General features: G+C 63.9%; 23 protein-coding genes. 19 read left to right on the top strand and 4 right to left on the bottom strand.

The features are described 5' to 3' along the window. Window positions 1-101 precede the first annotated feature (101 nt). The 9 genes from gcl to ACFUOZ_RS15000 all read left to right on the top strand — a co-directional run bounded on the left by gcl (window position 102) and on the right by ACFUOZ_RS15000 (window position 9,783). Complete coding sequence (gene gcl / locus ACFUOZ_RS15040) at window positions 102-1,877, top strand: glyoxylate carboligase (RefSeq protein ID WP_377549518.1); 1,776 nt, start codon at window positions 102-104, stop codon at window positions 1,875-1,877. A 25-nt stretch (window positions 1,878-1,902) separates the two neighbouring features. Then, window positions 1,903-3,069 (top strand): glycerate kinase, encoded by a 1,167-nt coding sequence (locus ACFUOZ_RS15035; RefSeq protein ID WP_377549516.1) that lies wholly within the window; start codon window positions 1,903-1,905, stop codon window positions 3,067-3,069. Beyond that, complete coding sequence (allB, locus tag ACFUOZ_RS15030) at window positions 3,062-4,411, top strand: allantoinase AllB (RefSeq protein WP_377549514.1); 1,350 nt, start codon at window positions 3,062-3,064, stop codon at window positions 4,409-4,411. Before ACFUOZ_RS15035 ends, allB begins: the two co-directional genes overlap by 8 nt. A gap of 10 nt (window positions 4,412-4,421) precedes the next feature. Next, window positions 4,422-5,174 carry a winged helix-turn-helix domain-containing protein gene (locus ACFUOZ_RS15025; protein WP_377549512.1) on the top strand — a complete coding sequence of 251 codons (753 nt, stop codon included), beginning with the start codon at window positions 4,422-4,424 and terminating at the stop codon, window positions 5,172-5,174. A gap of 81 nt (window positions 5,175-5,255) precedes the next feature. Beyond that, window positions 5,256-5,726, top strand: a complete 471-nt coding sequence (bcp, locus tag ACFUOZ_RS15020) for a thioredoxin-dependent thiol peroxidase (RefSeq protein ID WP_377549510.1) — start codon at window positions 5,256-5,258, stop codon at window positions 5,724-5,726. A gap of 211 nt (window positions 5,727-5,937) precedes the next feature. Beyond that, window positions 5,938-7,056, top strand: coding sequence for a PP2C family protein-serine/threonine phosphatase (locus ACFUOZ_RS15015; RefSeq protein ID WP_377549508.1), 1,119 nt, complete (start codon window positions 5,938-5,940; stop codon window positions 7,054-7,056). 19 nt (window positions 7,057-7,075) lie between these two features. Further along, complete coding sequence (locus ACFUOZ_RS15010) at window positions 7,076-9,049, top strand: glycosyltransferase family 2 protein (protein WP_377549506.1); 1,974 nt, start codon at window positions 7,076-7,078, stop codon at window positions 9,047-9,049. Then, the gene (locus tag ACFUOZ_RS15005) at window positions 9,039-9,371 is read left to right on the top strand and encodes an STAS domain-containing protein (protein WP_377549504.1); all 333 of its coding nucleotides are present in this window, start codon (window positions 9,039-9,041) and stop codon (window positions 9,369-9,371) included. The genes ACFUOZ_RS15010 and ACFUOZ_RS15005 overlap by 11 nt, the downstream gene beginning before the upstream one ends. Then, window positions 9,364-9,783 carry an ATP-binding protein gene (locus ACFUOZ_RS15000; protein ID WP_377549502.1) on the top strand — a complete coding sequence of 140 codons (420 nt, stop codon included), beginning with the start codon at window positions 9,364-9,366 and terminating at the stop codon, window positions 9,781-9,783. Before ACFUOZ_RS15005 ends, ACFUOZ_RS15000 begins: the two co-directional genes overlap by 8 nt. A 681-nt stretch (window positions 9,784-10,464) precedes the next feature. On the opposite strand, the gene ACFUOZ_RS14995 is transcribed toward ACFUOZ_RS15000, so the two are convergent. After that, window positions 10,465-11,568, bottom strand: a complete 1,104-nt coding sequence (locus ACFUOZ_RS14995; RefSeq protein ID WP_377549500.1) for a pyridoxal-phosphate-dependent aminotransferase family protein — start codon at window positions 11,566-11,568, stop codon at window positions 10,465-10,467. A 493-nt stretch (window positions 11,569-12,061) separates the two neighbouring features. On the opposite strand from ACFUOZ_RS14995, the gene ACFUOZ_RS14990 reads away from it, so the two are divergent. The 8 genes from ACFUOZ_RS14990 (at window position 12,062) to purM (ending at window position 18,515) form a co-directional block, all read left to right on the top strand. Continuing rightward, window positions 12,062-12,457, top strand: a complete 396-nt coding sequence (locus tag ACFUOZ_RS14990; protein WP_377549498.1) for a hypothetical protein — start codon at window positions 12,062-12,064, stop codon at window positions 12,455-12,457. A 5-nt stretch (window positions 12,458-12,462) separates the two neighbouring features. Next, the gene (locus tag ACFUOZ_RS14985) at window positions 12,463-13,248 is read left to right on the top strand and encodes a hypothetical protein (protein WP_377549496.1); all 786 of its coding nucleotides are present in this window, start codon (window positions 12,463-12,465) and stop codon (window positions 13,246-13,248) included. A 95-nt stretch (window positions 13,249-13,343) separates the two neighbouring features. Continuing rightward, window positions 13,344-14,174, top strand: coding sequence for a phosphatase PAP2 family protein (locus ACFUOZ_RS14980; protein ID WP_377549494.1), 831 nt, complete (start codon window positions 13,344-13,346; stop codon window positions 14,172-14,174). Window positions 14,175-14,329: 155 nt separating this feature from the next. Continuing rightward, the gene (uraD, locus tag ACFUOZ_RS14975) at window positions 14,330-14,839 is read left to right on the top strand and encodes a 2-oxo-4-hydroxy-4-carboxy-5-ureidoimidazoline decarboxylase (RefSeq protein ID WP_377549492.1); all 510 of its coding nucleotides are present in this window, start codon (window positions 14,330-14,332) and stop codon (window positions 14,837-14,839) included. Further along, a complete protein-coding gene (gene uraH / locus ACFUOZ_RS14970; protein WP_377549490.1) occupies window positions 14,836-15,177 on the top strand; it encodes a hydroxyisourate hydrolase in 342 nt (113 codons plus the stop codon). The genes uraD and uraH overlap by 4 nt, the downstream gene beginning before the upstream one ends. 89 nt (window positions 15,178-15,266) lie before the next feature. Continuing rightward, window positions 15,267-15,599, top strand: a complete 333-nt coding sequence (locus ACFUOZ_RS14965; protein WP_306844422.1) for a hypothetical protein — start codon at window positions 15,267-15,269, stop codon at window positions 15,597-15,599. Window positions 15,600-15,744: 145 nt separating this feature from the next. Beyond that, the gene (purF, locus tag ACFUOZ_RS14960; protein WP_377549488.1) at window positions 15,745-17,370 is read left to right on the top strand and encodes an amidophosphoribosyltransferase; all 1,626 of its coding nucleotides are present in this window, start codon (window positions 15,745-15,747) and stop codon (window positions 17,368-17,370) included. Continuing rightward, window positions 17,367-18,515 (top strand): phosphoribosylformylglycinamidine cyclo-ligase, encoded by a 1,149-nt coding sequence (gene purM / locus ACFUOZ_RS14955; RefSeq protein WP_144661276.1) that lies wholly within the window; start codon window positions 17,367-17,369, stop codon window positions 18,513-18,515. Before purF ends, purM begins: the two co-directional genes overlap by 4 nt. A gap of 133 nt (window positions 18,516-18,648) precedes the next feature. Here purM and ACFUOZ_RS14950 read toward each other — a convergent pair whose 3' ends face one another. Beyond that, the gene (locus ACFUOZ_RS14950) at window positions 18,649-19,419 is read right to left on the bottom strand and encodes a VOC family protein (protein WP_377549486.1); all 771 of its coding nucleotides are present in this window, start codon (window positions 19,417-19,419) and stop codon (window positions 18,649-18,651) included. 180 nt (window positions 19,420-19,599) lie between these two features. Further along, window positions 19,600-19,824, bottom strand: a complete 225-nt coding sequence (locus ACFUOZ_RS14945) for a DUF3073 domain-containing protein (RefSeq protein ID WP_011776148.1) — start codon at window positions 19,822-19,824, stop codon at window positions 19,600-19,602. Window positions 19,825-20,136: 312 nt separating this feature from the next. Between ACFUOZ_RS14945 and ACFUOZ_RS14940 the strand changes: the two genes are divergently transcribed. Continuing rightward, window positions 20,137-20,982: a septum formation family protein gene (locus ACFUOZ_RS14940; protein WP_377549484.1), complete on the top strand. Its 846-nt coding sequence runs from the start codon at window positions 20,137-20,139 to the stop codon at window positions 20,980-20,982. Window positions 20,983-20,994: 12 nt separating this feature from the next. Here the strand turns inward: ACFUOZ_RS14940 and clpB are convergent, their stop codons facing one another. Beyond that, window positions 20,995-23,652, bottom strand: a complete 2,658-nt coding sequence (clpB, locus tag ACFUOZ_RS14935; RefSeq protein WP_377549482.1) for an ATP-dependent chaperone ClpB — start codon at window positions 23,650-23,652, stop codon at window positions 20,995-20,997. 137 nt (window positions 23,653-23,789) lie between these two features. On the opposite strand from clpB, the gene ACFUOZ_RS14930 reads away from it, so the two are divergent. Then, on the top strand, window positions 23,790-24,407 hold the full coding sequence (locus ACFUOZ_RS14930) for an MSMEG_1061 family FMN-dependent PPOX-type flavoprotein (RefSeq protein WP_377549480.1): 618 nt from the start codon (window positions 23,790-23,792) through the stop codon (window positions 24,405-24,407). Window positions 24,408-24,788: the final 381 nt, after the last annotated feature.

Raw genomic sequence — 24,788 nt, 5'->3', positions numbered from 1 at the left:
AAAACCCCTTCTTAAGGGCGTTAGGTGTACGAAAACTCGCTTCAGCACACCCAAAAACACCCCAGACTTCGCCCCCAGAGGGCAAAAACAAGGAGCACACCATGGCTAAGATGCGCACCGTTGACGCGGCAGTCGCCATCCTGGAAAAGGAAGGCGCCACCGAGGCGTTCGGCCTGCCAGGCGCAGCAATCAACCCCTTCTACTCGGCGATGCGTGCCCACGGCGGCATCCGCCACACGCTGGCCCGCCACGTTGAAGGCGCCAGCCACATGGCCGACGGCTACTCCCGTGCAGCTGATGGCAACATCGGCATCTGCATCGGCACGTCCGGCCCTGCTGGCACCGACATGATCACGGGCCTCTACGCAGCCCAGGCCGACTCGATCCCGATGCTCTGCATCACCGGCCAGGCACCCGTAGCCAAGCTGCACAAGGAAGACTTCCAGGCCGTGGACATCGAGTCCATCGCCAAGCCGGTCACCAAGTTCGCCATGACCATCCTGGAGCCGGGCCAGGTTCCCGGTGCTTTCCAGAAGGCCTTCCAGGTAATGCGTTCGGGTCGTCCGGGCCCGGTTCTGCTGGACCTGCCCATCGACGTTCAGATGGCCGAGATCGAGTTCGACATCGACGCCTACGAGCCCCTGCCCGTGGAGAAGCCCAAGGCTTCCCGCAAGCAGCTGGAAAAGGCACTGGACCTGCTGACCGCAGCCAAGCACCCGCTGATCGTTGCCGGTGGCGGCATCATCAACGCCGGCGCTTCGGCCCAGCTGGTTGAACTGGCCGAGATCCTCAACGTTCCGGTCATCCCCACCCTGATGGGCTGGGGCGCCATCCCGGATGACCACCAGCTGATGGCTGGCATGGTTGGCCTGCAGACCTCGCACCGCTACGGCAACGAGACCTTCCTGCAGAGCGACTTCGTGATCGGCATCGGCAACCGTTGGGCCAACCGCCACACCGGCGGCCTGGACACCTACACGGCTGGCCGCAAGTTCGTTCACATCGACATCGAGCCCACCCAGATCGGTCGCGTTTTCTCGCCGGACTTGGGCATTGCGTCCGACGCCGGTGCGGCGCTGGACGGTCTGTTGGAACTGGCCCGTGAGCGCCAGGCTGCAAAGACCCTGCCGGACTACTCGGGCTGGGTTGCCGAGTGCCAGGAGCGCAAGGGTTCCCTGCACCGCAAGACCAACTTCGACAACGTGCCGATCAAGCCGCAGCGCGTGTACCAGGAGATGAACAAGGCCTTCGGCAAGGACACCACCTACGTGTCCACCATCGGTCTGTCCCAGATCGCCGGTGCCCAGATGCTGCACGTGTTCGGTGCCCGCAAGTGGATCAACGCAGGCCAGGCCGGCCCGCTGGGTTGGACCGCACCGGCAGCCCTGGGTGTTGTACGCGGCACCCCGGACGCCACCGTTGTTGCCCTGTCCGGTGACTACGACTTCCAGTTCATGATCGAAGAACTGGCCGTAGGCGCACAGTTCAACCTGCCGTACATCCACGTTGTGGTGAACAACAGCTACCTGGGCCTGATCCGTCAGAGCCAGCGCGGCTTCAACATGGAGCAGAACGTTTCCCTGGCCTTCGAGAACATCAACTCCCCGGAGACCAACGGCTACGGCGTGGACCACATCAAGGTTGCCGAGGGCTTGGGCTGCAAGGCCATCCGCGTTGAGAACCCGAACGACCTGCCCGCCGCCTTCGACAAGGCCAAGGCACTGGCCGGCGAATTCAAGGTTCCCGTGGTAGTTGAAGTGATCCTGGAAAAGATCACCAACATCTCCATGGGCGTTGAAATCAACGGCGTGAACGAGTTCGAAGAGCTGGCCGAGACCGCGGCGGACGCCCCCACCGCGATCCTGACCAAAGCCTAGAGAAAAACAGTAAGGAGGCACCGGAATGCGTGTTGTCATCGCCCCGGACAAATTCAAGGGCTCGCTGTCCGCGCCCGAGGTCGCCGAGCACCTGGCAACGGGTCTGCTGGCGGGCTTCGGCCAGGGCATACAAGCAACACGCATTCCGGTGGCCGACGGCGGCGAAGGGACCATCGACGCCGCCATCGGCTCCGGCTTCACCCGCCGGACCACCACCGTCACCGGCCCACTTGGCGAACCGGTCAAGGCCGACTTCGCCATCCGCGGCGAGGAAGCTGTCATCGAGATGGCGGCAGCTTCCGGCCTGGCCCTCCTCCCCGAGAGCCCGTCCAGCCAAACGGCCAAGACCGCCAACAGCATCGGCACGGGCGAACTGATCCGCGCCGCGCTGGACCTCGGCTGCAGGAAGATCATCCTGGGTGTGGGCGGCAGCGCCAACACCGACGCCGGCGCAGGAGTCCTGCAGGGCCTCGGCGCCGTGTTCCTGGACGAGAACGGCAACGAGCTCCCCGGCGGCGGTGCCGCCCTTGCCCAGCTCGACAGCATCGACTTCGCCAACTTCGACGTCCGGATCGAAGCCACGGAGTTCGTGTTGGCGTCCGACGTCGACAATCCCCTTTTGGGGGCCAGCGGAGCACCAGCCATCTTCGGTCCGCAGAAGGGCGCGACGCCGGACGACGTCGCCGAACTGGACGCGGCAGCAAGCCACTTCGTCGAGGTCCTCGCCGCAGCGACCGGGCAACACGCCAAGTTCGCGGCCAAAGCTGAAGGCGCAGGCGCGGCGGGCGGCGTTGGCTACATTGCCATCGCGGCACTGAAGGCGGAGCGGCGGCCGGGCATCGACGTCGTACTCGAATTCACTGAGCTGGAAAACAAACTGAAGGGCGCCGACCTGGTGATCACCGGTGAAGGCAGCCTGGACGAACAAAGCCTCCTGGGCAAGACCCCCATGGGCGTCTCAAGGGCAGCAACGCGGCAGGGCGTTCCCGTGATCGCAGTCTGCGGCCGGAGTACGCTGAGCAGGGAACAACTGAACGACGCCGGCTTCCACACGGTCCACGCCCTGACCGACTTGGAAAAAGACGTCCAAAAATGTATCGCTGAAGCAGGTCCGTTGCTTGAACAATTAGGTAAGCACATAGGCGTGTACCTGGCGGAACGGACCGAAAACAAGGAGTACCTCAATGTCTGAAGCAATCGGCGCCTATGACCTCGTCATCCGGGGACAGCGCATCCTGACCACCGCCGGCCTCGCAGCACGCGAAGTTGGCATCCGCGACGGCGTCATCGTCGCCATCGAACCCCTGGGCAACGGCCTGACGGGCAATGAGGTCATCGAACTCGCGGACGACGAAACCCTCATCCCCGGCCTGGTGGACACCCACGTCCACGTCAACGAGCCCGGCCGAACCGAGTGGGAGGGCTTCGCCTCCGCCACCCGTGCCGCTGCTGCCGGTGGCGTGACCACCATCATCGACATGCCGCTGAACAGCATCCCGCCCACCACCACCGTGGACGGCCTGGAGCAGAAGCGCGTGGTCGCCAAGGACCAGGCCTTCGTCGACGTCGGATTCTGGGGCGGTGCCATCCCCGGCAACCAGTCCGACCTCCGCCCGCTCCACGACGAAGGCGTGTTCGGCTTCAAGTGCTTCCTCCTGCACTCCGGCGTGGACGAGTTCCCGCACCTGGACGCGGATGAGATGGAAGAGGACATGAAGGAACTGAAGTCCTTCGACTCCCTCATGATCGTCCACGCCGAGGACTCCCACGCGATCGACCGAGCCCCGCACCCCGGCGGCGACCACTACGAAACCTTCCTCGCATCCCGCCCCCGCGGCGCTGAGAACAAGGCCATCGCCGAGGTCATCGAACGAGCCCGCTGGACCGGCGCGCGCGCCCACATCCTGCACCTCTCCTCCTCCGACGCGCTCCCCATGATCGCTTCGGCAAAGCGCGACGGCGTCAACCTCACCGTTGAGACGTGCCCGCACTACCTGACGCTCATGGCCGAGGAAATCCCCGACGGCGCCACCGCCTACAAGTGCTGCCCGCCCATCCGCGAGGCTTCCAACCGCGAGCTCCTCTGGAAGGGCCTGCAGGATGGCACCATCGACTGCATCGTCTCGGACCACTCCCCCTCCACACTCGACCTCAAGGACCTCGAGAACGGCGACTTCGCTGTGGCCTGGGGCGGCGTGTCCTCCCTCCAGCTGGGCCTGTCCCTGATCTGGACCGAAGCCCGCCACCGCGGCATCCCGCTGGAGCAGGTTGTGTCCTGGATGGCCGAGAAGCCCGCCGCCCTGGCACGCCTGCACAACAAGGGCCAGCTCGCCCTGGGCTACGACGCCGACTTCTCCATCTTCGCCCCGGACGAAGCCTTCGTTGTGGACGTCACCAAGCTCAAGCACAAGAACCCGATCACGCCGTACGACGGCCGTCCGCTGGCCGGCGTCGTCCGCAAGACCTACCTGCGCGGCACCCCGATCGACGGCCAAAACCCCGGCGGCAAGCTGCTCCGCCGCGGCAACGTTTAGGCCCACCACCATGGCAGTCAATGCCTATGGGCCGCCGCCTGCACGGTTCCCCCGGCGCTCCAGCAACGGAGCGCCGGGGGCCGCGCGGCAGCACGGCCTCACAGCACACGGTCTCGCGCTCTGGGTCAACCCGGCCGAGGGCGACCCTGTGGATCCTGAGATTTGGGAGCGGGCAGCACGCCTTGTGCTGGCCCGAGCCATGAAACTTGCCCCGGAGGCGGAAGTCCGCATCTGGCCCGCCATCGGGGCACAGCACTCCGGCGTCGGCGACACTTCCTGGGGCGGCACTCCGCAGGAAGCCGCCGACGCCGGTACCAACGGCACACTCACCCTCGCCGATGCCCTGGCCGAGGCCCGTTCAAAAGCCGCGTCCGACTTCGGCGACCGCACCGAAGCGGGCGGCAGCACCGCCGTCGAGCCCGTAACGTTGGCGAGCCGTCGCAGCCAACTTGCGGTGGACCTTGCCGCTGAAGTAGTCCTCCTTGATGGCGAGCCGGTTTCCTTTACTGGCATGGAATACAAGCTGCTGCGCTACCTGGTGGTGAACTGCTCCCGGGCCATCAGTCGTGAAGAATTGCAACGTTTCCTGGAGTCATTTGACCTTCCCGGCGCGGCTTTTCGCTCGATCGACGTTTATGTTGGAAGGGTGCGGCGGAAGCTCGGCTCCGCGCGCCACACCGTCGCCACCGTCCGTGGTGGTGGCTACCAGTTCGTGCCAGGCCCCTATGCCACAGTGCGCGGACCTGCGGAATACAGCATCTAGGTTCGCTGTTCTACATCTCGAATCCGCTTTATTTTGAATGACCAAACGCCGGTGCACACCGGTTGAATGTAAAGGATCGCCATGACCCAGAAACTCATCGTCGGAACGCAAGCACCTGACTTCACGCTGCTCGACGCCGACGGCAACAAGGTCTCGCTGTCCGATTACCGCGGACGCAACGTCATTGTGTACTTCTACCCGAAGGCAGCCACCCCCGGCTGCACCACCGAGGCTTGCGACTTCCGCGACAACCTCGCCAGCCTGCAGGGCTCCGGCTACGAGGTCCTTGGGATCTCCCCCGACGGCCCCGAGGCACTGGCCAAGTTCACCGGCGACTTCGCCCTGACCTTCCCGCTGCTCTCCGACGAAGACCACGCCGTGGCCCTCGCTTACGGTGCATGGGGCGAAAAGCTGGTCGACGGCGAGATCGTCGAAGGCCTGGTGCGCTCCACTGTCGTAGTGGACGGCGAAGGCACCGTGCGGCTCACCCAGTACCAGGTCGCCGCCCAGGGCCACGTTCAGGCGCTGAAGGAAGAGCTGCTGGGCGTCTAACCCTCGCTCACATCCCCCGTGCTTGAGCCGGACGCTCCTGCACCTCCCGCGCGCTTGAGCCGGACCCTCGTGCACGTCCCCCGTGCTTAAGCCGGACGCTCGCTCACATAACTGCACAAATCTTGTAACGCCCGCTCACCAAAAGTGAGCGGGCGTTACGTGTGTCTTTACTAAACGTGACAAATAGGCAGCAGCATTAGTTAATGGAGCCATGGTCTCAACCTCGCCCCCGCGCCATGCCGTCGTTGTCGAAGACGACGCCGACATTCGCGGCCTCCTCGTACTGGTCCTTGAGCAGCTCGATTTCGTGGTGACAGAAGCGCCCGACGGTCTTTCCGGCGTCGAGGCCGTCCGCAGGACCAACGCCGAACTGGTGACCCTGGACATCAACCTCCCGGACATCGACGGCATGGAAGTCTGCCGCCGCCTCCGGGAATTCTCGGACGCTTACGTCTTGATGCTCACGGCCCGCGCCGACGAAATTGACCGCCTCAACGGCCTGGATACCGGTGCGGACGACTACATCAACAAGCCCTTCAGCCCGCGGGAACTCCAGGCCCGCATCCGCGCACTGTTCCGCCGGGCCCGCACGCCCGCAGTGCCTGCCGAGGACCCGCGCCAGGCCGACGAACTTGAGCGGGCGGCAGTTGTGCAGCATAGCCTCCTCCCGCGTGAAACAGTCCGCCTGGAGGGATACGACGTCGCTGGCGCCTTCCGTCCGACGCGCAGCGTTGGCGGGGACTTCTACGACTGGTACCAAACCCGCGACGGCATGCACCTGACCTTCGCCGACGCCATGGGCAAGGGAATGGGCGCCGCTCTGATCGCCGCGACCGTCCGCGCCGTGATGCGCTCCGTGGCCGACACCCCGGCCATCGATGACGCCTTCGCTTCGGCCAGCCTCACCATCACCTCCGACTTGGATCCGTCCGGCTCCTTCGCCACGATGTTCCACGCCCGTCTGGACAGCGCCTCCGGAAAGCTCAGCTACATCGACGCCGGACACGGGCTCGCGCTCTACATTCCGGCAGAGGGTTCGGCTCAGAGGCTCGTCTCGGCAGGTCCGCCCGTCGGCATCCTTGATGGCCAGCACTGGCCGGCGTCCGAGCTGGAGCTGGAACCCGGCGATTCGTTGGTGATCGTCAGTGACGGCGTGCTGGACGCACACGAATCGCTGGAAGACTTCGTGCGGAACGTCGAGAAAGCGGCGCGCACCGGCCCTACTTCGGACGATGTCTGCGCCGCCTTGCTGGAGCTGGCACCGGCGGCAACAGCCGAAGACGACGTGACCGCGGTCGTCGTTCGCCGTAGACCTGACGCAACGCACTAAAGCCACAAAAGGGGGGACTTTGACACGTTTCTGGACTCGGTTGATCGTTGTCCTGACAGTAATTTTGGGCGTTAACTATGTGGCGTGGCGTTGGATGGCGTCGCTGAACTGGGATGCCTGGTGGATCGCGGTTCCGCTGGTGATCGCTGAGACGTACAGCCTGATCGACGTGATGCTGTTCGGCCTGACGGTGTGGAACATCAAGTTCCGCAAGCCACCGCCCCCGGCCCCCGACACGGCCACCGTGGACGTCTTCATCACCACCTACAACGAGCCACTGGACCTGGTGATGACCACGGCGCTGGCCGCCAAGGACATCACCTGGCCGCACAGTACCTGGATTCTCGACGACGGCAACCGGCCCGAGATGCGTGAACTCGCCGAAGCCCACGGGATTGGCTACGTGACCCGCACGGCGGACTGGACGCCGAATATGCCGCGGCACGCCAAGGCGGGCAACCTGAACAACGCGCTCATGCTCACCTCGGGCGAATACCTGTTGATTCTCGACGCCGACCAGATCCCCGAGCCGGACATCCTGGACAAGACGCTGGGCTACTTCAACGACGACCTCGTGGCCTTGGTCCAGACCCCGCAGTACTTCATCAACGTTCCCGAAGACGACCCCCTGGGCAGCCAGGCACCCCTCTTCTACGGCCCTATCCAGCAGGGCAAGGACGGCTGGAACGCTGCGTTCTTCTGCGGATCCAACGCCATCCTCCGCCGGGAAGCCCTCATGCAGCTGGGTCTGGTGGGGTACGTGAAGGCCACGGAGAAGAGCATCCGCCGTGCCCTGGCCGCCTCGCGCACCGCCATCAAGAAGGCACGCCGCTCCCCCGAGGCCGAGAATCCGCTGGTTGAGCAGATGCTGAACGAGGTTGAAGCCGCCACCGAGTCAGCACAGAAGGAACTCGACGCCGGTGCCTCCCTGAGCGAGATCACCTACCGGGTGCGCCGCCAAGTGGACGAAGCCGTCCGGACCCTCGTGGCTGCGGACTTCTCCGCGCTGCAATCGGACCTCGAAGAAATCGCCGCGATGGAACTTGCCCACGTCGGGGACTCGGGCGTCACCACTGTGGCGAGTGACGCCGTCGACCGTATGTCCGGACGTGACTGGTCCCCGCTGGGTGCGCTCGAATCCGTCCACGCGGTCCTGGACGCCATCTCCGTGGAACGCACCGACGAAGCCCAGCCGATCATGCCGCTGGCCACCATCTCCGTCACCGAGGACATGGCCACGGCAATGCGCCTGCACGGCCTGGGCTGGAAGAGCGTGTACCACCACGAAATCCTCGCCAACGGCCTTGCTCCCGAGGACCTCAAGACCATGCTCACCCAGCGCCTCCGCTGGGCCCAGGGCACCATGCAGGTCCTCCTCCGCGAGAACCCGTTGGTCCAGCGCCGCCTCAAATGGGGCCAGCGGCTCATGTATTTCTCAACGATGTGGAGCTACCTCAGCGGTTTCGCCGCCGTCGTGTATTTCGCCGCGCCCATCATCTACCTGACGCTCGGCATCCTCCCGGTGAGCAGCCTCAGCTACGACTTCTTCATCCGCTTCATCCCGTTCATGGTGGTGAACCAGTTGCTGTTCCTGGTGGCCGGGCACGGCATTCCCACCTGGCGCGGCCAGCAGTACAGCCTCGCGCTGTTCCCCACCTGGATCAAAGCCTGCACGACGGCGGCACGCAACGTTTGGTTCGGCCGTCCCCTTGGGTTCGCGGTTACCCCCAAAGCCCGCCAGAGCGGTGGACCCAGTTGGAGCCTGATCCGGCCGCAGATCATCGTGGCGGTCCTGCTGACGGTGGCGTTGGTTGTCGGCCTCATCCGATTGCTGGCCGGAATGTCCGAGCCGCTGGGCACCTTGGTGAACGTGGCGTGGGTGGCGTTCGACCTTGTGGTCCTGAGCGTGCTGGTCAAAGCAGTTTTGTACAAGGGTTTTGAGCCTGAAAGTGGGCCGGAGAGCCAAGAGGAAAGGAATGCAGATGCAGTTTAGCTATGAGGTCAAGGACTCCTACGCAGAGGTCAAGAGCGTGGGCCGGCTGAACATGGTGGCCGCGCCCAAGCTTCGCGAAGTGGTGGCCGAGGTTGTTGCCGCTGGCTCGAGCCGAGTGGTGGTCAACCTGGCCGAGACGGACTTCATGGATTCATCGGGCCTTGGGGCGCTCATCGGTTGCCTCAAAGCTGCCCGTCAGGCCGGTGGTGACCTGCGCATTGCCGCCGTCCAGCCGCAGGTCAAGATGGTCCTGGAACTGACCAACATGGACCGGGTCCTCACCGCGTACCCCACGGCCGAAGACGCTTTCGGCAATGACTGATGTAGTTGCCCGCCGGGGCTTCCACGGGCCATCCAACGACGACGCCATCGAAGCCATCCACAACGAGCTGGACTCCCTGTGGGACGACGCCTCGTTCGTGCCCGACTTGGACCGCATGACGTTCGCTACCGCTGTCATTGAAGCAGCGGCGAACATCGTGCAGCACGCGCTTCCAGTGGCAGAGAAGCCCGTGGAGATCGACGTCGACATCAGCGTGCGCCCTGCCCGCTTGGTGGCACGGGTCAGCGCTTTTAATGCCAGGGAACCGTTCGCCGACGACATGCAAGCTTCCATGCCCGATTCCGATGCCGAGTCCGGGCGGGGGTTGGCACTGATCGAGGCGCTGGTGACGACAGTGACGTTCGAACGCCAGGACGGCACGAACACGTGGATCCTGACCCGCGAAACCTGACCCTCGCTCACATCCCCTGCTCTTGCGCCCAACCCTCGCTCACGTCCCACCCGCTTGGGCCGGTCGCTCGCTCACATCCCCCGTGCTTGGGCCCGTCGCTCGCTCACATCCCCCGTGCTTGGGCCCAACCGTCCATCACAATCCCACCCGCTTGAACCCAACGCCCGCTCACACCCCACCCGCTTGAACCCAACGCCCGCTCACACCCCACCCGCTTGAACCCAACGCCCGATCACATCCCGCCCGCTTGCGCTGGACGCTCGCTCACTCGGGCGAGTGGGTCGTTCTCCCATTGCCGGACGCGCGGCCGGCTGCTTGAGGGCATTCGGTAGGGACCGTCGTCGTGCCTTAAGCCCTCACGCACGCCGGCTGGCTGCACTGCTTACTCCGGAAACACATCGGCCAAATCAACAAGCGCCCCTCCTATGCCCGCGAGCTCAGCACCGGTGGCGGAGAATTTCACGACATACGATGCTTTGCGCACCGAACATCTTGGCGCACTGGAGGAGAAGCAAATCCCAGCAAAATGAAGGAACGTGAGCGAACGTCCGGCTCATACCCGGGGGACGTGAGCGAGCGTCCGGCTCAAACCCGCGGGACGTGAGCGAGCGTCCGGCTCAAACCCGCGGGACGTGAACGAGCGACGCACTCAAACCCGCGGAACCTGAGCGAGCGTCCGGCTCAAACCCGCGGAACGTGAGAGAGGGCTTCCGCCAGCGCTCCCAGCACCAGGGTCACTGAAGCACTGTTGGCATTCGGGCCCATCATGCCGATGCGCCACACAGTGTCGGCGAACTCCCCAACTCCCGAGCCGATCTCCATACTGAAGTGCTCCAAAAGGTAAGCGCGGACGCCTGCTGAGTTGACGCCGTCGGGCACTTTCACCGTGGTGAGGCTCGGCAATCGTGAGCCTTCAGCGGCGAAGAGTTCCAGCCCCATCTCCTGAAGCCCGGCCTGAAGAGCAGCCCCGGCCGCCCGGTGCCGGGCCTGCACAACGTCCAGACCCTCGGCAAGGATCCGGTCCAGTGCGGCCTCGAGGCCGGCGATCATCGTGACGGGCGCGGTGTGGTGGTACGTCCGGGCCCCGCTCGCCGCGCCAACATAACCGCCGAGCAGGCCAATGTCGAGGTACCAGGAGCGGGGATCCCTGACGCGGCGCTCGAACGCGCGGTCCGACACCGTGAAGGGTGAGAGTCCCGGCGGGACGCCGAGGCACTTCTGGGTTCCGGCGTATCCGACGTCGACACCCCAGTCGTCTGCCAGCAGCTCAAGTCCGCCGATGGACGTGACGGCGTCGGTGATGAGCAGGGCGTCGCCCTTGCCGGCGCCGAGCGCGGCGATGTCGGAGAGCACGCCGACCGACGTCTCAGCATGCACGGCAGCGATGACTTTGGGGTTTGGGTGGGCGGAGAGGACGCGGTCGGCGTCCACCGGCTGGCCCCATTCGTGGTCCACCCGGATGACTGTCGCGCCGCAGCGCCGGGCGACCTCACACATGCGCGCCCCGAAAAGTCCGTTGACGGCGATGACTGCCACGTCGCCGTCGGACACGGTGTTCACGAACGCCGCTTCCATGCCGCCGGAACCCGTGGCACTCAACGGAAGGGTCCGCGCGTTGGCGGTTCCCCAGACAGTCCGGAGCCCATCGCAAGTGTGGTCGAGGCGCTCGATGAACACAGGATCAAGGTGGCCCAGCACCGGGTAGGCCAAAGCGGCCATGGCTTCGGGATAGCAATTGCTCGGACCGGGACCGAACAGGAACCTGGATGTCAGAATGTCGGGCATGCGAACTCCTTCAGTTGAGGTCATTCTGCCCGAGCCGGGCTTGGGAAGCGAACCACGAAAACTGAATTTCCTTGCGACATAATCTGCAGAATAGGGATGGATTTCTCAAGCAGATGGCATCATGGCCTTAGTTTGGGGAATACCACAATGTGGGCGCGAACCGGGCGGTGTGGAAGCCGATACTGTTCTGCCTGCTTGAAGAAAAGGGGATCTTTTGAAACAACGTATTGTGGGCCTCAAAGCTGTCCTTATCATTGCCGCGGCTGTGGCCACCTCCTCATGCGCTGCCCCTGCCGCGCCGGCGCCGACAACCTCCGAGCAGCCGGGATCGAACACCCCCAGCCCCAGCGCAACCAGTCAATCAGCTTCTGCGTCTGCCAGCTCCAGTCCGTCGCCCTCCAAGAGCCAGTCGTCGACCCGTCCAACTGACACAAACTCATCCAGCGCGGGCGCTTCCTCAGGGGCCCTTGCCACAGAAAAAGCCGGCTCGTCATTGTCTTTGTCCAACTTCTTCGAGCCGGAGAGCAGCTGGACGGAGAACCGTTATGACGTTGCGGACAAATCGGGGGTCAGCGGAATCGCCACGACCATCAGCAGCTACGGAAGCGCAGAAACCCTTGAACTGCGCCTGGCCAATAACTTCAACAGCTTGACATTCAACGTAGGCCAGGCCAATGATTCCAAGTCCTCGGACAAGATTCTTCTGGTAAGGGTTGTAGGCAACGGCAAGCAACTTGATGTCCGCAAGGTTCCTTTCAACACCATTCAGGAAATCTCCGTACCGGCAAAGGGTGTAAACGCCCTCAAAATTGAATTGTCTTTGGATGACACTCCTTCGAGTGATTCTAAATCCATTCAGGCTGTGGTCTCTGACGTCGTTGTCGACTGACGCCGATGAACATCCCAGCCCCGCCTGAGCATCCTCCCGCCAAGAAATCGTGGCTGAATCTTGGGACGATGGCCGCCCTTGCAACAATTGCTGCCCTCCTGGTGGCGGTTGCCACGTTCGTGCTGCAGTTCTTCGGGCCGGCTTCCGGCCTGGGGGCAGCGAGCGTACCCGGGCAGAGCACGGCCGCATCGAGCCAGGCAAACGTTCGGACTGAAACCCCAAGGTCCACGGATCCTGGCCCTACTGCTGTTGAGGGACACTGCCTAAATGGATCGTGGGCGTCCGCATCCTGCGACCGGACCCATGCGGCCGAACTCGTTTCGGACGCTGGTCCGTGCGATCTTCCGGCGCTGACCCAGTTCGCGGGAGGAAATGTCCCCGCCGACACTTTGCGGCGTGACCTTGTTCCCACGGTGCAGGATGGGGTGGGTTGCGTGGTGATCGTCCCTTCGGGGCTCAGCTCCACCATACGGAACGGCCTGTCGGGCCCGGACCATGCTGCGCTCAGGCAGTGCTGGGACCGGTTCGCGGACCGTGATCTCAGCTGCGACCAAACGCATACAGCTGAAGTGGTCTACACGGGCCCGGGCACCGAGGCGGGGAACTGTCGTTCGCAGGCCGATGCATACATGGCAGATGCCTTCAGCCGTTATGAGGCAAGACTCGAGCTGCTTTCAAGAGACGCCGACGGCGGCGTGAGCTGCCTTGTGCAGATCAAGGGCAGCAACGTGTTGGAGGGCTCCTTGAGGAACCTTGGAACCAAGGCTCTCCCCTCCTCTCCGCGTAGTTGAACCCTATACAGCGCCGCAGAAGACACCGGAAACGCCCAAGCCCAAACTGCTAAGGTTACTCACTAATATCGAAGCCGCCACGATAGGGGACGAGAGTGACGACTGAGGGAAACAGGCCCACAGAAACGGGCGTACGGGGTGAGGTAAACGAGGACCGCTTTGTCGCCGGACAGGACCTTACGCGGTGGAAGTCCCCGGCGGGCCGGACCTTGGCCAAGGGCGCGGAGCGGGTCACCAAGTTCCTGGGCCCCTACGCGGCGCTCATCATCACGCTCCTGGTGGGTCTCGGAATCACCTTGGCGCTGGCATGGGTCTTCGGTGAAGTCTATGAGTCCGTCACAGAAGCCGACGGCGTTGCGAGCTTCGACCATCCGGTCCTGGACGCTGCCAAAACAGTTCGTTCGCCCGCCTTGGATGTGGCCATCACCGCTTATACGAACGTAGGCGGAACCGTGGGCATGCCCCTCATTGCGGTGGGCATCATGATTTTCCTGGCAACCCGCAGGCGTTCCTGGACTCCGGTCATCCTGATGCTCTCAGCCGGCCTGGGGTCGCTCCTGATCACGGTTCTGGGAAAGCCGCTCTTCGGCCGCACCCGCCCCGACCTGGCGGACGCGATCCCTCCCTATGAGCATTCGGCGTCATTCCCCAGCGGTCACTCGTTGAACTCGATCGTGATCGCCGGCATCGTGGCGTACTTGATCATCCTGCGGCTCAAGACAACCCGGGCGAGGGTCATCACAATAGTCATCGCCGCCGTCTTCGCGGCAACCATGGGCTTGAGCCGGGTGTACCTTGGCCACCACTGGCTGACGGATGTCCTTGCTGCGTGGGCTATCGGTATCGCCTGGCTCGCGCTCGTCATCACCGCCCACAGGCTTTATCTCACAGTGCGCACGCGGCGTCACCACGAGGTAGTCTCTTGACACCAGCCGGGCGACTCGGCTTAACTGAATTACGTATGCTGAAATAACAGTTCCATGATGCGGAAGCTTGAAAGCACAAGGCTTCCTCCTGAAACACCAGGAGTTCCGCATAGCCCACACCATGGATGCCAGCATTTTGCACGAGGATGACAAGCATGGAGCTTGCAGTATTCAACAGCGTCGACCGGGACGAGGCCATCACGACCCTCACCCCCTGCCTGGATATCAGCCGCTGGGTGGAAACCATCGTCGACGCGCGTCCCTACGCCAGCGTCGACGAACTCCTGGCACAGGCCCAACGCGCCGCTGAGCCCTTCACTGCGGCCGAGGTGGAATCAGCAATGGCCCACCACCCGCGCATCGGCGAACGACCCAAGGCGCAAACCACCGAGGCGGCCATGTCGCGTTCGGAACAAGCCGGCGTCGACCCCGGGGACAACCGGATTACAACCGCGCTGGCCGAGGGCAACCGTGCCTACGAGGAGAAGTTCGGCCGCGTCTTCCTGATCCGCGCGGCAGGACGCAGCGCCCAGGAAATCCTCAGCACGCTGCAGGAGCGCCTCAACCACACCCCCGAAGAAGAAGACACGATTGTGGCCGGACAATTGCGGGAGATCGCACTGTTGCGTCTCTCCGGCCTGGTCAGCGAAGGAGTCAACGCATGAGCGTTTCACAAGTAACCACGCACATCCTGGACACCGGTTCGGGTCGCCCGGCGGCGGGGGTCGCCGTCGTGCTTTATGTCCGCGAAGGCGACGAGTGGACCTTGGTGGCCAAGGGCGAAACCGATGCCGACGGCCGCATCAAGACCCTTGGCCCGGAGCGCATCCCGGGCGGCGCCTACCGCCTGAACTTCGCCACCGGCGCGTACTTCGAAGGTCTCGGCACCGAGACGTTCTTCCCGGAAGTGGACCTGAACTTCACAGTTTCCGACGCCGGCGAGCACTACCACGTGCCGCTCCTGCTGAGCCCGTTCGCCTTCTCGACGTACCGCGGCAGCTAAACAATCGAGTTTTTGTACAGATAATGCCCCTAAGGAGTCTTCTTAGGGGCATTATCTGTACACAAACTCGGAAAGGTACGCTTGAAGACATGGCTTCAGAGGACACCAACCCCAACACCGCCCGCCGCGAAATCACGGTTCGCCGGGCACCCAAGTTCGTTCCCTTCATGATTTTGGGCGCGGTGGTTGGCGCAATCGTGGCCGCAATCATCGCTTACGGCCGCCCGGCCGATCCCGCCTTCGACGCCAGCACAGTCTTCGGGTTCTTCCTCACCGTCTGCGCCGGCGGCGGCGTCATCCTCTTCTCCATCCTGGCCCTGGTCCTGGACCGCATGAGCGTCAAGCGCTCCGAGCGCGCCGTGGTGGAAGCCGTTCCGGATTCGGTTCCCGACGAGGGACCAGAGAACGACGGCGTCCGCTAAGTCAGGCGCCCGGCCCGCCCTTCGCAGGGGAGCCAGTGTGAGACACACCGCATTTTCGGCCCGACACGCCTGTTCTCCGCCGTTTGCCGGGGTCATATAGGCTGCGGGGGAACGTACCACGCCCGCGACATGAGACAATCGACCAGTGGCACGTGGCGACGGAAAACTTTCTCATGATCTTCTCCCCGGCGAAAAAGGCCCCCAGGACGCTTGTGGCGTCTTCGGTGTCTGGGCTCCCGGTGAAGAAGTAGCAAAACTCACCTATTACGGGCTGTATGCGCTGCAGCACCGCGGACAAGAATCGGCTGGTATTGCTACCAGTGACGGCAAGCGCATCAACGTCTATAAGGACATGGGCCTTGTGTCCCAGGTCTTCGATGAGACGACCTTGAACACCCTGACCGGGCACTTGGCCGTGGGCCACTGCCGGTACTCCACCACCGGTGCAAGCCACTGGGCCAACGCGCAGCCGACCCTGGGTGCGACCGCAACCGGCACGGTTGCCCTGGCCCACAACGGCAACCTGACCAACACCGCTGAGCTCCGGGAAATGATCCTCGAGCGCAACGAGGGCCAGCTGACCGGCGAGATGAAGCAGGGCAACACCTCCGACACCGCCCTGGTGACGGCCCTCCTTGAAGGTGAAGAGGGCAAGACCCTGGAGCAGACGGCGCTGGAACTGCTGCCCAAGATCAAGGGCGGCTTCTGCTTCGTCTTCATGGACGAGGGAACCCTCTACGCAGCCCGGGACACCTACGGCATCCGCCCGCTGTGCCTCGGCCGCCTGGAGCGCGGCTGGGTTGTCGCCTCCGAGCAGGCCGGCCTCGCTACTGTCGGCGCCAGCTTCATCCGCGAGATCGAGCCGGGCGAGTTCATCGCCATCGACGAGGACGGCGTCCGTTCCCAGCGCTTCGCCGAGCCCACCCCGGCCGGCTGCGTGTTCGAGTACGTTTACCTGGCCCGTCCCGACGCCGCCATCGCCGGCCGTTCGGTCTACGAGTCCCGCGTGGAGATGGGCCGCCAGCTGGCCCGCGAAAACACCCACGAGGCTGACCTCGTGATTCCTGTGCCCGAGTCCGGCACTCCCGCCGCTGTTGGCTACGCCGAACAGTCCGGGATTCCGTTCGCACACGGCTTCGTCAAGAACGCCTACGTGGGACGTACCTTCATTCAGCCTTCACAGACCCTGCGCCAGCTCGGTATCCGGCTCAAGCTCAACGCCTTGGAATCCGTGATCCGTGGCAAGCGCATCGTGGTGGTGGACGACTCGATCGTCCGCGGAAACACCCAGCGCGCCATTGTCCGCATGCTGCGGGAAGCCGGCGCCAAAGAGGTCCACGTCAAGATCTCCTCTCCCCCGGTCCAGTGGCCTTGCTTCTACGGCATCGACTTCGCCTCCCGCGCGGAGCTGATCGCCAACGGCGCCACCATCGACGAGATCTCCCAGGCCATCGGCGCTGACTCGCTGGCCTACATCTCCGAAGACGGCATGATCGGTGCAACCCAGCAGCCGCGCGAACGCCTTTGCACCGCCTGCTTCACCGGCAAGTACCCCATCGAGCTGCCGCACGCGGACAAGCTGGGGAAGAACCTGCTGGAGCGCACCGACCTGGGCGGTCTCACCCCTGCTGAAGACTCCGTGGAAGACACCGAGGATCCGGCTGAGAAGCCGGGCGCTACGGGCTGCGATCCAGGGCCTGATGCCGAATTCGAGAACCTCCTGACCGACGCTGATCGTTTGACCGACGCCGACAAGAAAGAGTCTGTATGACCTCCGCAACCCCCGCCGCTGACAACAACGCCGGCATCACCTACGCTTCGGCAGGTGTCGACGTCGAAGCGGGAGACCGCGCAGTCGAACTCATGAAGGGCGCCGTCAAGGCGACCCATAACTCATCGGTGATTGGCGGCGTCGGCGGTTTCGCTGGCCTGTACGACGTCTCCAAGCTCCTCACCTACAAGAAGCCGCTCCTGGCAACCTCCACCGACGGTGTTGGTACCAAGGTGGCAATTGCGCAGGCCATGGACATCCACGACACCATCGGTTTCGACCTGGTGGGCATGGTTGTGGACGACATCGTAGTGGTGGGCGCCGAGCCTCTCTACATGACGGACTACATCGCGTGCGGCAAGGTTGTTCCGGAGCGCATCGCTGACATTGTCCGCGGCATCGCTTCGGCTTGCTCCGTTGCCGGAACCGCCCTGGTGGGTGGCGAAACCGCTGAGCACCCGGGCCTCCTGGGTGAGCACGAATACGACGTCGCAGGTGCCGCCACCGGTGTTGTCGAAGCTGACGCACTGCTCGGCCCGGACCGTGTCCGTGCCGGCGACGTCGTGATCGGCATGGCCTCCTCCGGCCTGCACTCCAACGGTTACTCCCTGGTCCGCCGCGTCATCAACCACGCCGGCTGGGCACTGGACCGCCAGGTTTCCGAACTCGGCCGCACGCTGGGTGAGGAACTCCTGGAGCCGACCCGCGTCTACGCTGCCGACTGCCTGGACCTGGCCCGTACGTTCCCGGTTTCCGCCGGGGCCGCTGTCCACGGCTTCAGCCACGTCACCGGTGGTGGCCTGGCCGCCAACCTGGCACGCGTCCTCCCGCAGGGCCTGGTCGCCACGGTTGACCGCGCCACGTGGGAGCTCCCCGCGATCTTCAAGCTGGTTTCCGAGCTTGGCAACGTCCCGCTGGCCGACTTGGAGCGCACGCTGAACCTCGGCGTGGGCATGGTTGCGATCGTTTCCCCGGAAGCTGCCGACGCCGCCGTTGCCCGCCTCAACGAGCGCGGCCTGCCGTCCTGGGTCATGGGTACCGTTACGGAAAACTCGGACTCTATCGACAAGACCGGCCCGGATTACGTCCAGGGCGCCAAGGGTGTCGACGGCGGCGCGGTCCGTTTGGTGAACGCCTACGCCTAAGAGTCACATCGCCTGAACGAAGCGGCCCGGCAGTTGGGATCAACTGCCGGGCCGCTTTTTCGTTCCCCAACTGGGTAACAGCACATGTCGTAATGGGGGCTCATTACGACAGTTGCTGTTACCTAGTTGGGTATTAGACCTGGATCAGGCTCAGAACCCCGCCCTGGGGATCCAGGATGGTGGCCAATGAACCGGCCTCGGGATGGTCCTCAGGCTCCACCAGGAGCTCTCCCCCGGCCGCAACGGCCGCGTCAGCGGCCTTTCGGACATCGGCGATCCCAAAGTACACCTGCCACGCAGCTTCTTCGCCCTCCTCAGCGGGGACAATGCCGGCCACCTCATTGCCGGAAACCATCAGCGTGCTGTAGCTGCCGCCGTCGTCCTGGGGGTATTCGGTGACCTCGTAGCCGAAAAGCTGCTGGAAAAACGCGACGGCGGCCTGCGGCTCAGGCGTCAGAAGTTCGGCCCATGCCAAGGCGCCGGGCTCGTTGAACAGGTGGCTGCCGAGGTGCGTTCCCGCCTGCCAGATTCCCGTAGTTCCTCCGCCGGCCGGCTCGATGAACGCCAGCACTCCGGTATCGGCAACAGCCTCCGGACCGAACTGCAGCTTGCCGCCGGCATGGGCGGCGTCCTCGGCCACCTCTTCAGTGTCCGTCGCGGCCAGGTAGATATTCCACTGTCCGTGCGTCCCGGCAGACTCCTGCAGGGGGTTCTGCGGTGCGATCACTGCCACCAATTTGTCCTTCACGAACGCCTGCGCGTAACTGCGTCCATCCGGAGTGGGCAGGTCCTTGTACGACCACCCGAACACCCGCCGGTAGAAATCCTTGGCAGCCGCAACGTCCTTGGTCTGCAGGTCCGCCCAACACGGCTCGCCGCCGGCGTAGTGCTTTCTCTCACTCATGCCATTCATCCTGTCACGTTGACGACGCCGGCCACAGCAAAAAAGGACCCCGGAGTACGCCAATGAACGGCTGCCCTGGGGCCCTTTTCAAAAGATGTACGGCATCCGGGGATGCTCGATGACCTTATGTACGACGGCGGTACGCAACTCAGTGCCAGCGGCACCTGTTGGTTGCGACAGCTATCCGATACGGCGGGTGTCTACCTCGTCGTCATCATCTTCCGCGTACTTGTCCTCGTAAGCCGAGTAGTCCGGCTCCGGAGGATCGTCGGGGAAGTGGCTCTTGACACGACTGGATGGCCCCGTGAGCTCACGCTCAAGTGCCGAGTAGTCAGTGTTCGGGGAGTAGTACTTGATGTCCCGAGCCTGCTTGGTAGCTTTTGCCTTTTGACGGCCGCGCCCCATGGCGTGACCCCCTTTTGTACTTGGACCGGAGGTGGTCACCTTGGCTATCGGTGAGGCCCCGGAATGTTTGGTCAATTTGTCGTATGTCTAGATTACATGCTTTCGGGGGTGCCTGTGCGCCACATCGGCCCCGAGTCCAAGCCCAACACCATCAAAACCAGCCGGATGCACCTCCAAGCAGGCGGAAAATTGGGTAGAGTCGGGCTCAATGCGGCTCCACAGCAGGAAGGCACACCCGGGAATATGAGCCAGGACAACACCTCACCGCGTGATGGTTCACCACACGATCAGGGCAAGGAGGGCGCGTCCCCCGTGCCTGAAACACCTCGTCCGGCATCCGGCGAACAGCTCGAAGCTGGGCCGGGGACAACGCCGTCGGGTCTCCAGCCGGATCCCGCACCTGAGCTCGACCCTGACTTCGTCCCGGACCCGGCGGACCAGCCTGATCCGGCACTACCCCCGAAAAACGGCGAAACGCCCTCCGGCGACGAGCCGCATTACCCGTGGCAACTGCCGTATTCGAACCAGCCACGGTCAAACCAGCCACAGCCGGGCCAGCCTTACGGCGGCCAGCCATATCCAGCCCAGGACCCGGGCCAGCCCTACCCCGGCCAGCAACCTGGCCAGGAATGGCAACCCGAGCCGCACGGCGATCCGGTCAAACGTCAGCGCCTGGTCATTGGCGGAATCGTGGTCGGCGTCCTGGTCCTGATTGGCGTGGTGATCTGGGTCCTGCTCAACCTGCTGGGCAACCGACCTGAAGCCACAGTGGCGAGTCCCAGTGCCACGGCAACGCTTGGCCCGCTTCCCCGCGACACGAACGCGAAGGATTTCCAGATAGGCGATTGCTTTGCCAGCTTCGACCCCAAAGCCAGTGAAGCCACGGCCGTTGCGTGCGACACCGAACACTCTGCCCAACTCGGTGCCGTCTTCAGCTACGGTGCGGACGAGTCCTTCCCCGGCGCCAACGCTTTGCGGGACAAGGGCCGGGAAGTGTGCAAGACCGTGAAGCTCAACGATGCGGCCGCCAACTACGTGCTGCTCCAGCAGAACGTGTACCCCAGCAGTTCCAGCTGGGACCGTGGCGACCGCCGCGTTGATTGCTTCATAGTGGTGGACTCCGGCAATACCATCAAGGAAGACCTCCTCGAGAAGTAGTGCCGGACCGCACTACTTCCTGCGGACGGTGAGCCCCGTGCCTGCGGGAGCGCCGCCGTCGGCGTTTGACAACGCTTCCAAACCGTCGATGGTGAGCTCATCCAAGTCCGCTGCAGTATCCACCAGCACGGTGTCGCCGTCGCTGATTTCGCCGGCCAGGATTTCCTTGGCCAGGCGGTCGCCGATCTCGCGCTGGACCAGTCGACGCAGCGGCCGGGCACCGTAGGCGGGATCGTAACCGGACATGGCCAGCCACGCGCGGGCACCATCGGTGACCTCGAGCGTGAGCCTACGGTCCCGAAGCCGCCTGCTGAGCTCGTCAACGTGCAGCTCCACGATCCGTGCAAGTTCCTCAACGGACAGCGGATCGAAGAGCACGATCTCGTCCAAGCGGTTCAGGAACTCCGGCTTGAAGGAAGCCTGGACCACTGCCATGACGGCTTCCCGCTTGGCCTTGGCATCCAGTGACGGATCCACCAAGAACTGGCTGCCCGAGTTGGACGTCAGCACCAGGATGGTGTTCCGGAAGTCCACGGTGCGGCCCTGCCCATCGGTGAGGCGGCCGTCGTCGAGAACCTGCAGGAGGATGTCGAAGACCTCAGGGTGGGCCTTCTCGACCTCGTCCAGCAGCACCACGGAGTATGGCCGGCGCCGGACAGCTTCGGTGAGCTGGCCGCCCTCTTCATAGCCCACGTATCCCGGAGGGGCACCCACCAGGCGGGCCACGGCGTGCTTCTCGCTGTACTCGGACATGTCGATCCGGATCATGGCCCGTTCGTCGTCAAACAGGAAGTCAGCCAAGGCCTTGGCCAGCTCAGTCTTACCAACGCCGGTGGGCCCCAGGAACAGGAACGAACCAGTGGGCCGGTTGGGATCGCTGATCCCGGCACGGGCACGGCGGACGGCGTCGGACACGGCCTGTACTGCCTTGGCCTGTCCGATCAGGCGCTTGCCAAGTTCTTCCTCCATGTGCAGCAATTTCTGCGACTCGCCCTGGAGCATGCGGCCAGCCGGGATACCCGTCCAGGCAGAAATGACCTCGGCAATGTCATCGGCAGTGACTTCCTCTGCAACCATCAGCTCCGGCTTCGATTCACCGCGCGCCGACTCCTCCTCAGCAGCGGCACTCAGCTCCCGCTCCAGGGCGGGCAGCTCGCCGTACAGGATCCGCGACGCCGATTCCAGGTCACCTTCGCGTTGGTGCTTATCGGCAGCGGAGCGCAGCTCGTCGATCTTGGCCTTCAGATCACCGACGCGGTTCAATCCTGCCTTCTCCGCCTCCCACCGGGCGTTGAGGGCGTTGAGCTCTTCCTTCTTGTCCGCCATGTCGGCGCGGAGGGCGGCAAGCCGCTCAACGGAAGCGGGATCGGTTTCGTTTTGGAGGGCGAGCTCTTCCATGGTCAAACGGTCGACGGCGCGGCGGAGCTGGTCGATCTCTTCCGGCGCCGAGTCGATTTCCATACGGAGCCTGGACGCGGCTTCATCCACGAGGTCGATGGCCTTGTCGGGCAGCTGGCGGCCTGAGATGTAGCGGTTGGACAGTGTCGCGGCGGCGACCAGGGCGGAGTCCGCGATGGCTACCTTGTGGTGGGCCTCGTAGCGCTCCTTCAGGCCACGGAGGATGCCAATGGTGTCCTCGACGCTGGGTTCTCCAACGTAGACCTGCTGGAAGCGGCGCTCCAGGGCAGGGTCCTTCTCGATGTTCTCGCGGTACTCATCCAAGGTGGTGGCACCGATCAGGCGGAGTTCGCCGCGGGCCAGCATGGGCTTGAGCATGTTCCCGGCGTCCATGGCGCTCTCGCCCGTGGCACCGGCGCCAACCACAGTGTGGATCTCGTCAATGAACGTGACGATCTGTCCGTTGGAGTTCTTGATCTCCTCCAGGACAGCCTTGAGCCGCTCCTCGAACTCGCCACGGTATTTGGCACCGGCCACCATGGACGCGAGGTCCAGGGCGATGAGGGTCTTGCCGCGAAGGCTCTCCGGAACGTCACCGGCCACCATGCGCTGCGCGAGGCCCTCGACGACGGCGGTCTTGCCGACGCCGGGCTCACCGATCAGTACCGGGTTGTTCTTGGTACGGCGGCTCAGGACCTGGACTACGCGACGGATCTCGCTGTCGCGCCCAATAACGGGGTCGAGCTTGCCGGAACGGGCCACAGCGGTCAGGTCCGTGCCGAACTTCTCCAAGGCCTGGAAGGTGTTTTCCGGATCCGGGGAGTTGACGTTCCGGTCGCCACGGACACCCGGCAGGGCGGCGAGAAGCGCCTCATGGGAGGCGCCGGCGTCGCGCATTAACTTCCCGACGGCGTCGCTTCCGGCCGAGAGCCCCAACAGCAGGTGCTCGGTGGAAACGAACGAGTCCCCGAGCTTGTCGGCCTCGTTCTGGGCGGCCTGGATAGCCTGCAGGGACTGGCGTGACAACTGCGCCTGCTGCACCGAAGCGCCCGACGACGACGGCAGGGTTTTGATGGCCGAGCTCGCCTGGACGCTCACGGCATCAGGGTCGGCCCCCGTCGCGCGGAGCAGGGCAACAGCGACGCCCTCCCGCTGATCCATGAGCGCCTTCAGCAAATGGGCGGGCTCCACTTGAGGATTTCCTGCGGTTGATGCGTTCATGGCGGCCGCAGAAAGGGCCTCCTGGCTTTTGGTAGTGAATTTGACGTCCAAAGAGTGCTCCCTTTCTGGAGAGTGACCAATACTTTCAAAGTTGAGTCTACTACGCTCAAGTTTGATTTGGCGGCCACTTGTTCCATGTTTGCCCACGGCGAAACCCATGTCCAGAGCCAGCCGGTTAGGCTGGGGCCATGGACACGATTTCCACTGCCGCTGAACTCGAAGACCTGATCGGATTGCCCCTTGAGCGGGTGCGCAAGAAGGTGCGGACAGCACTTAGTGACTTCGACCGGCAATGGCTCGCTTCCAGCCCGTTCTGCGTCCTCTCCACGACGGATGCGCGGGGCCGCGTGGACGCCTCCCCCAAGGGCGATCCGGCGGGCTTCATCCACGTCCTTGACGAGCACACCATCGCCATCCCCGAACGCCCCGGCAACAAGCTTGCCTTCGGTTTCCACAACATCCTGGAGAACCCGAACGTCGGCATCCTCTCCGTAGTTCCGGGTCGGACTGACACCCTGCGGATCAACGGCACGGCCCGGATTGTGCGCGACGCGGACTTCTTCGATCACATGGTGGTGAAGGGGCACCGGCCGCGAGCCGCCGTCGTCGTTTCCGTGGAGGAAGTCTTCACGCACTGCGGCAAGGCCTTCATGCGCAGCAGCCTCTGGCAGCCGGAAACGTGGGAATCCGAGGGCCTTCCCAGCATCGCGGTGCTCGCCCAGGCGTACACGCAGCCGGAGACGCCGCTGGAGGATCTTGAGACCTACTACGGCCCGTCGTATGCCGAGCGGATGTACAGGGAGTAGCGGGGTAACTGCCCTAGGATTACATCATCAGGCAACAGCCTGCTGTGCCGTTAACGAACGAAAGACCCGACTGCAATCGGGTCTTTGTTCTGAGCGGTTCGCTCATTGGTGCGGCAAGAGGGCCATAGAACCTCAAATCCGAACACTATGAGTCTATGGCCCTACGCACGTAGGGCGCAACGTTGTTGCGCCGACTATCAGTGCGAGCCGTGCCCTGTTCCTCCGGGAGGAGGTGTCGGCATGGATTCAAAACGGAAACGTGAAGAACCATGGGGCGCCTGGAATTTGGTGGTCAACATCATCCGACTGATATGTAGGTTCTGGTGTCAAGAGGCATGGATGAGCGGCTCCTGGGTTTGTTCCGGGGGCCGCTCATCTTGT

The sequence above is a fragment of the Paenarthrobacter sp. NPDC057355 genome (assembly GCF_042667405.1).
Lineage (GTDB): Bacteria > Actinomycetota > Actinomycetes > Actinomycetales > Micrococcaceae > Arthrobacter.
The sequence above is the reverse complement of the archived record's forward strand: the minus strand, read 5'-3'. Positions and strand labels throughout refer to the sequence as shown.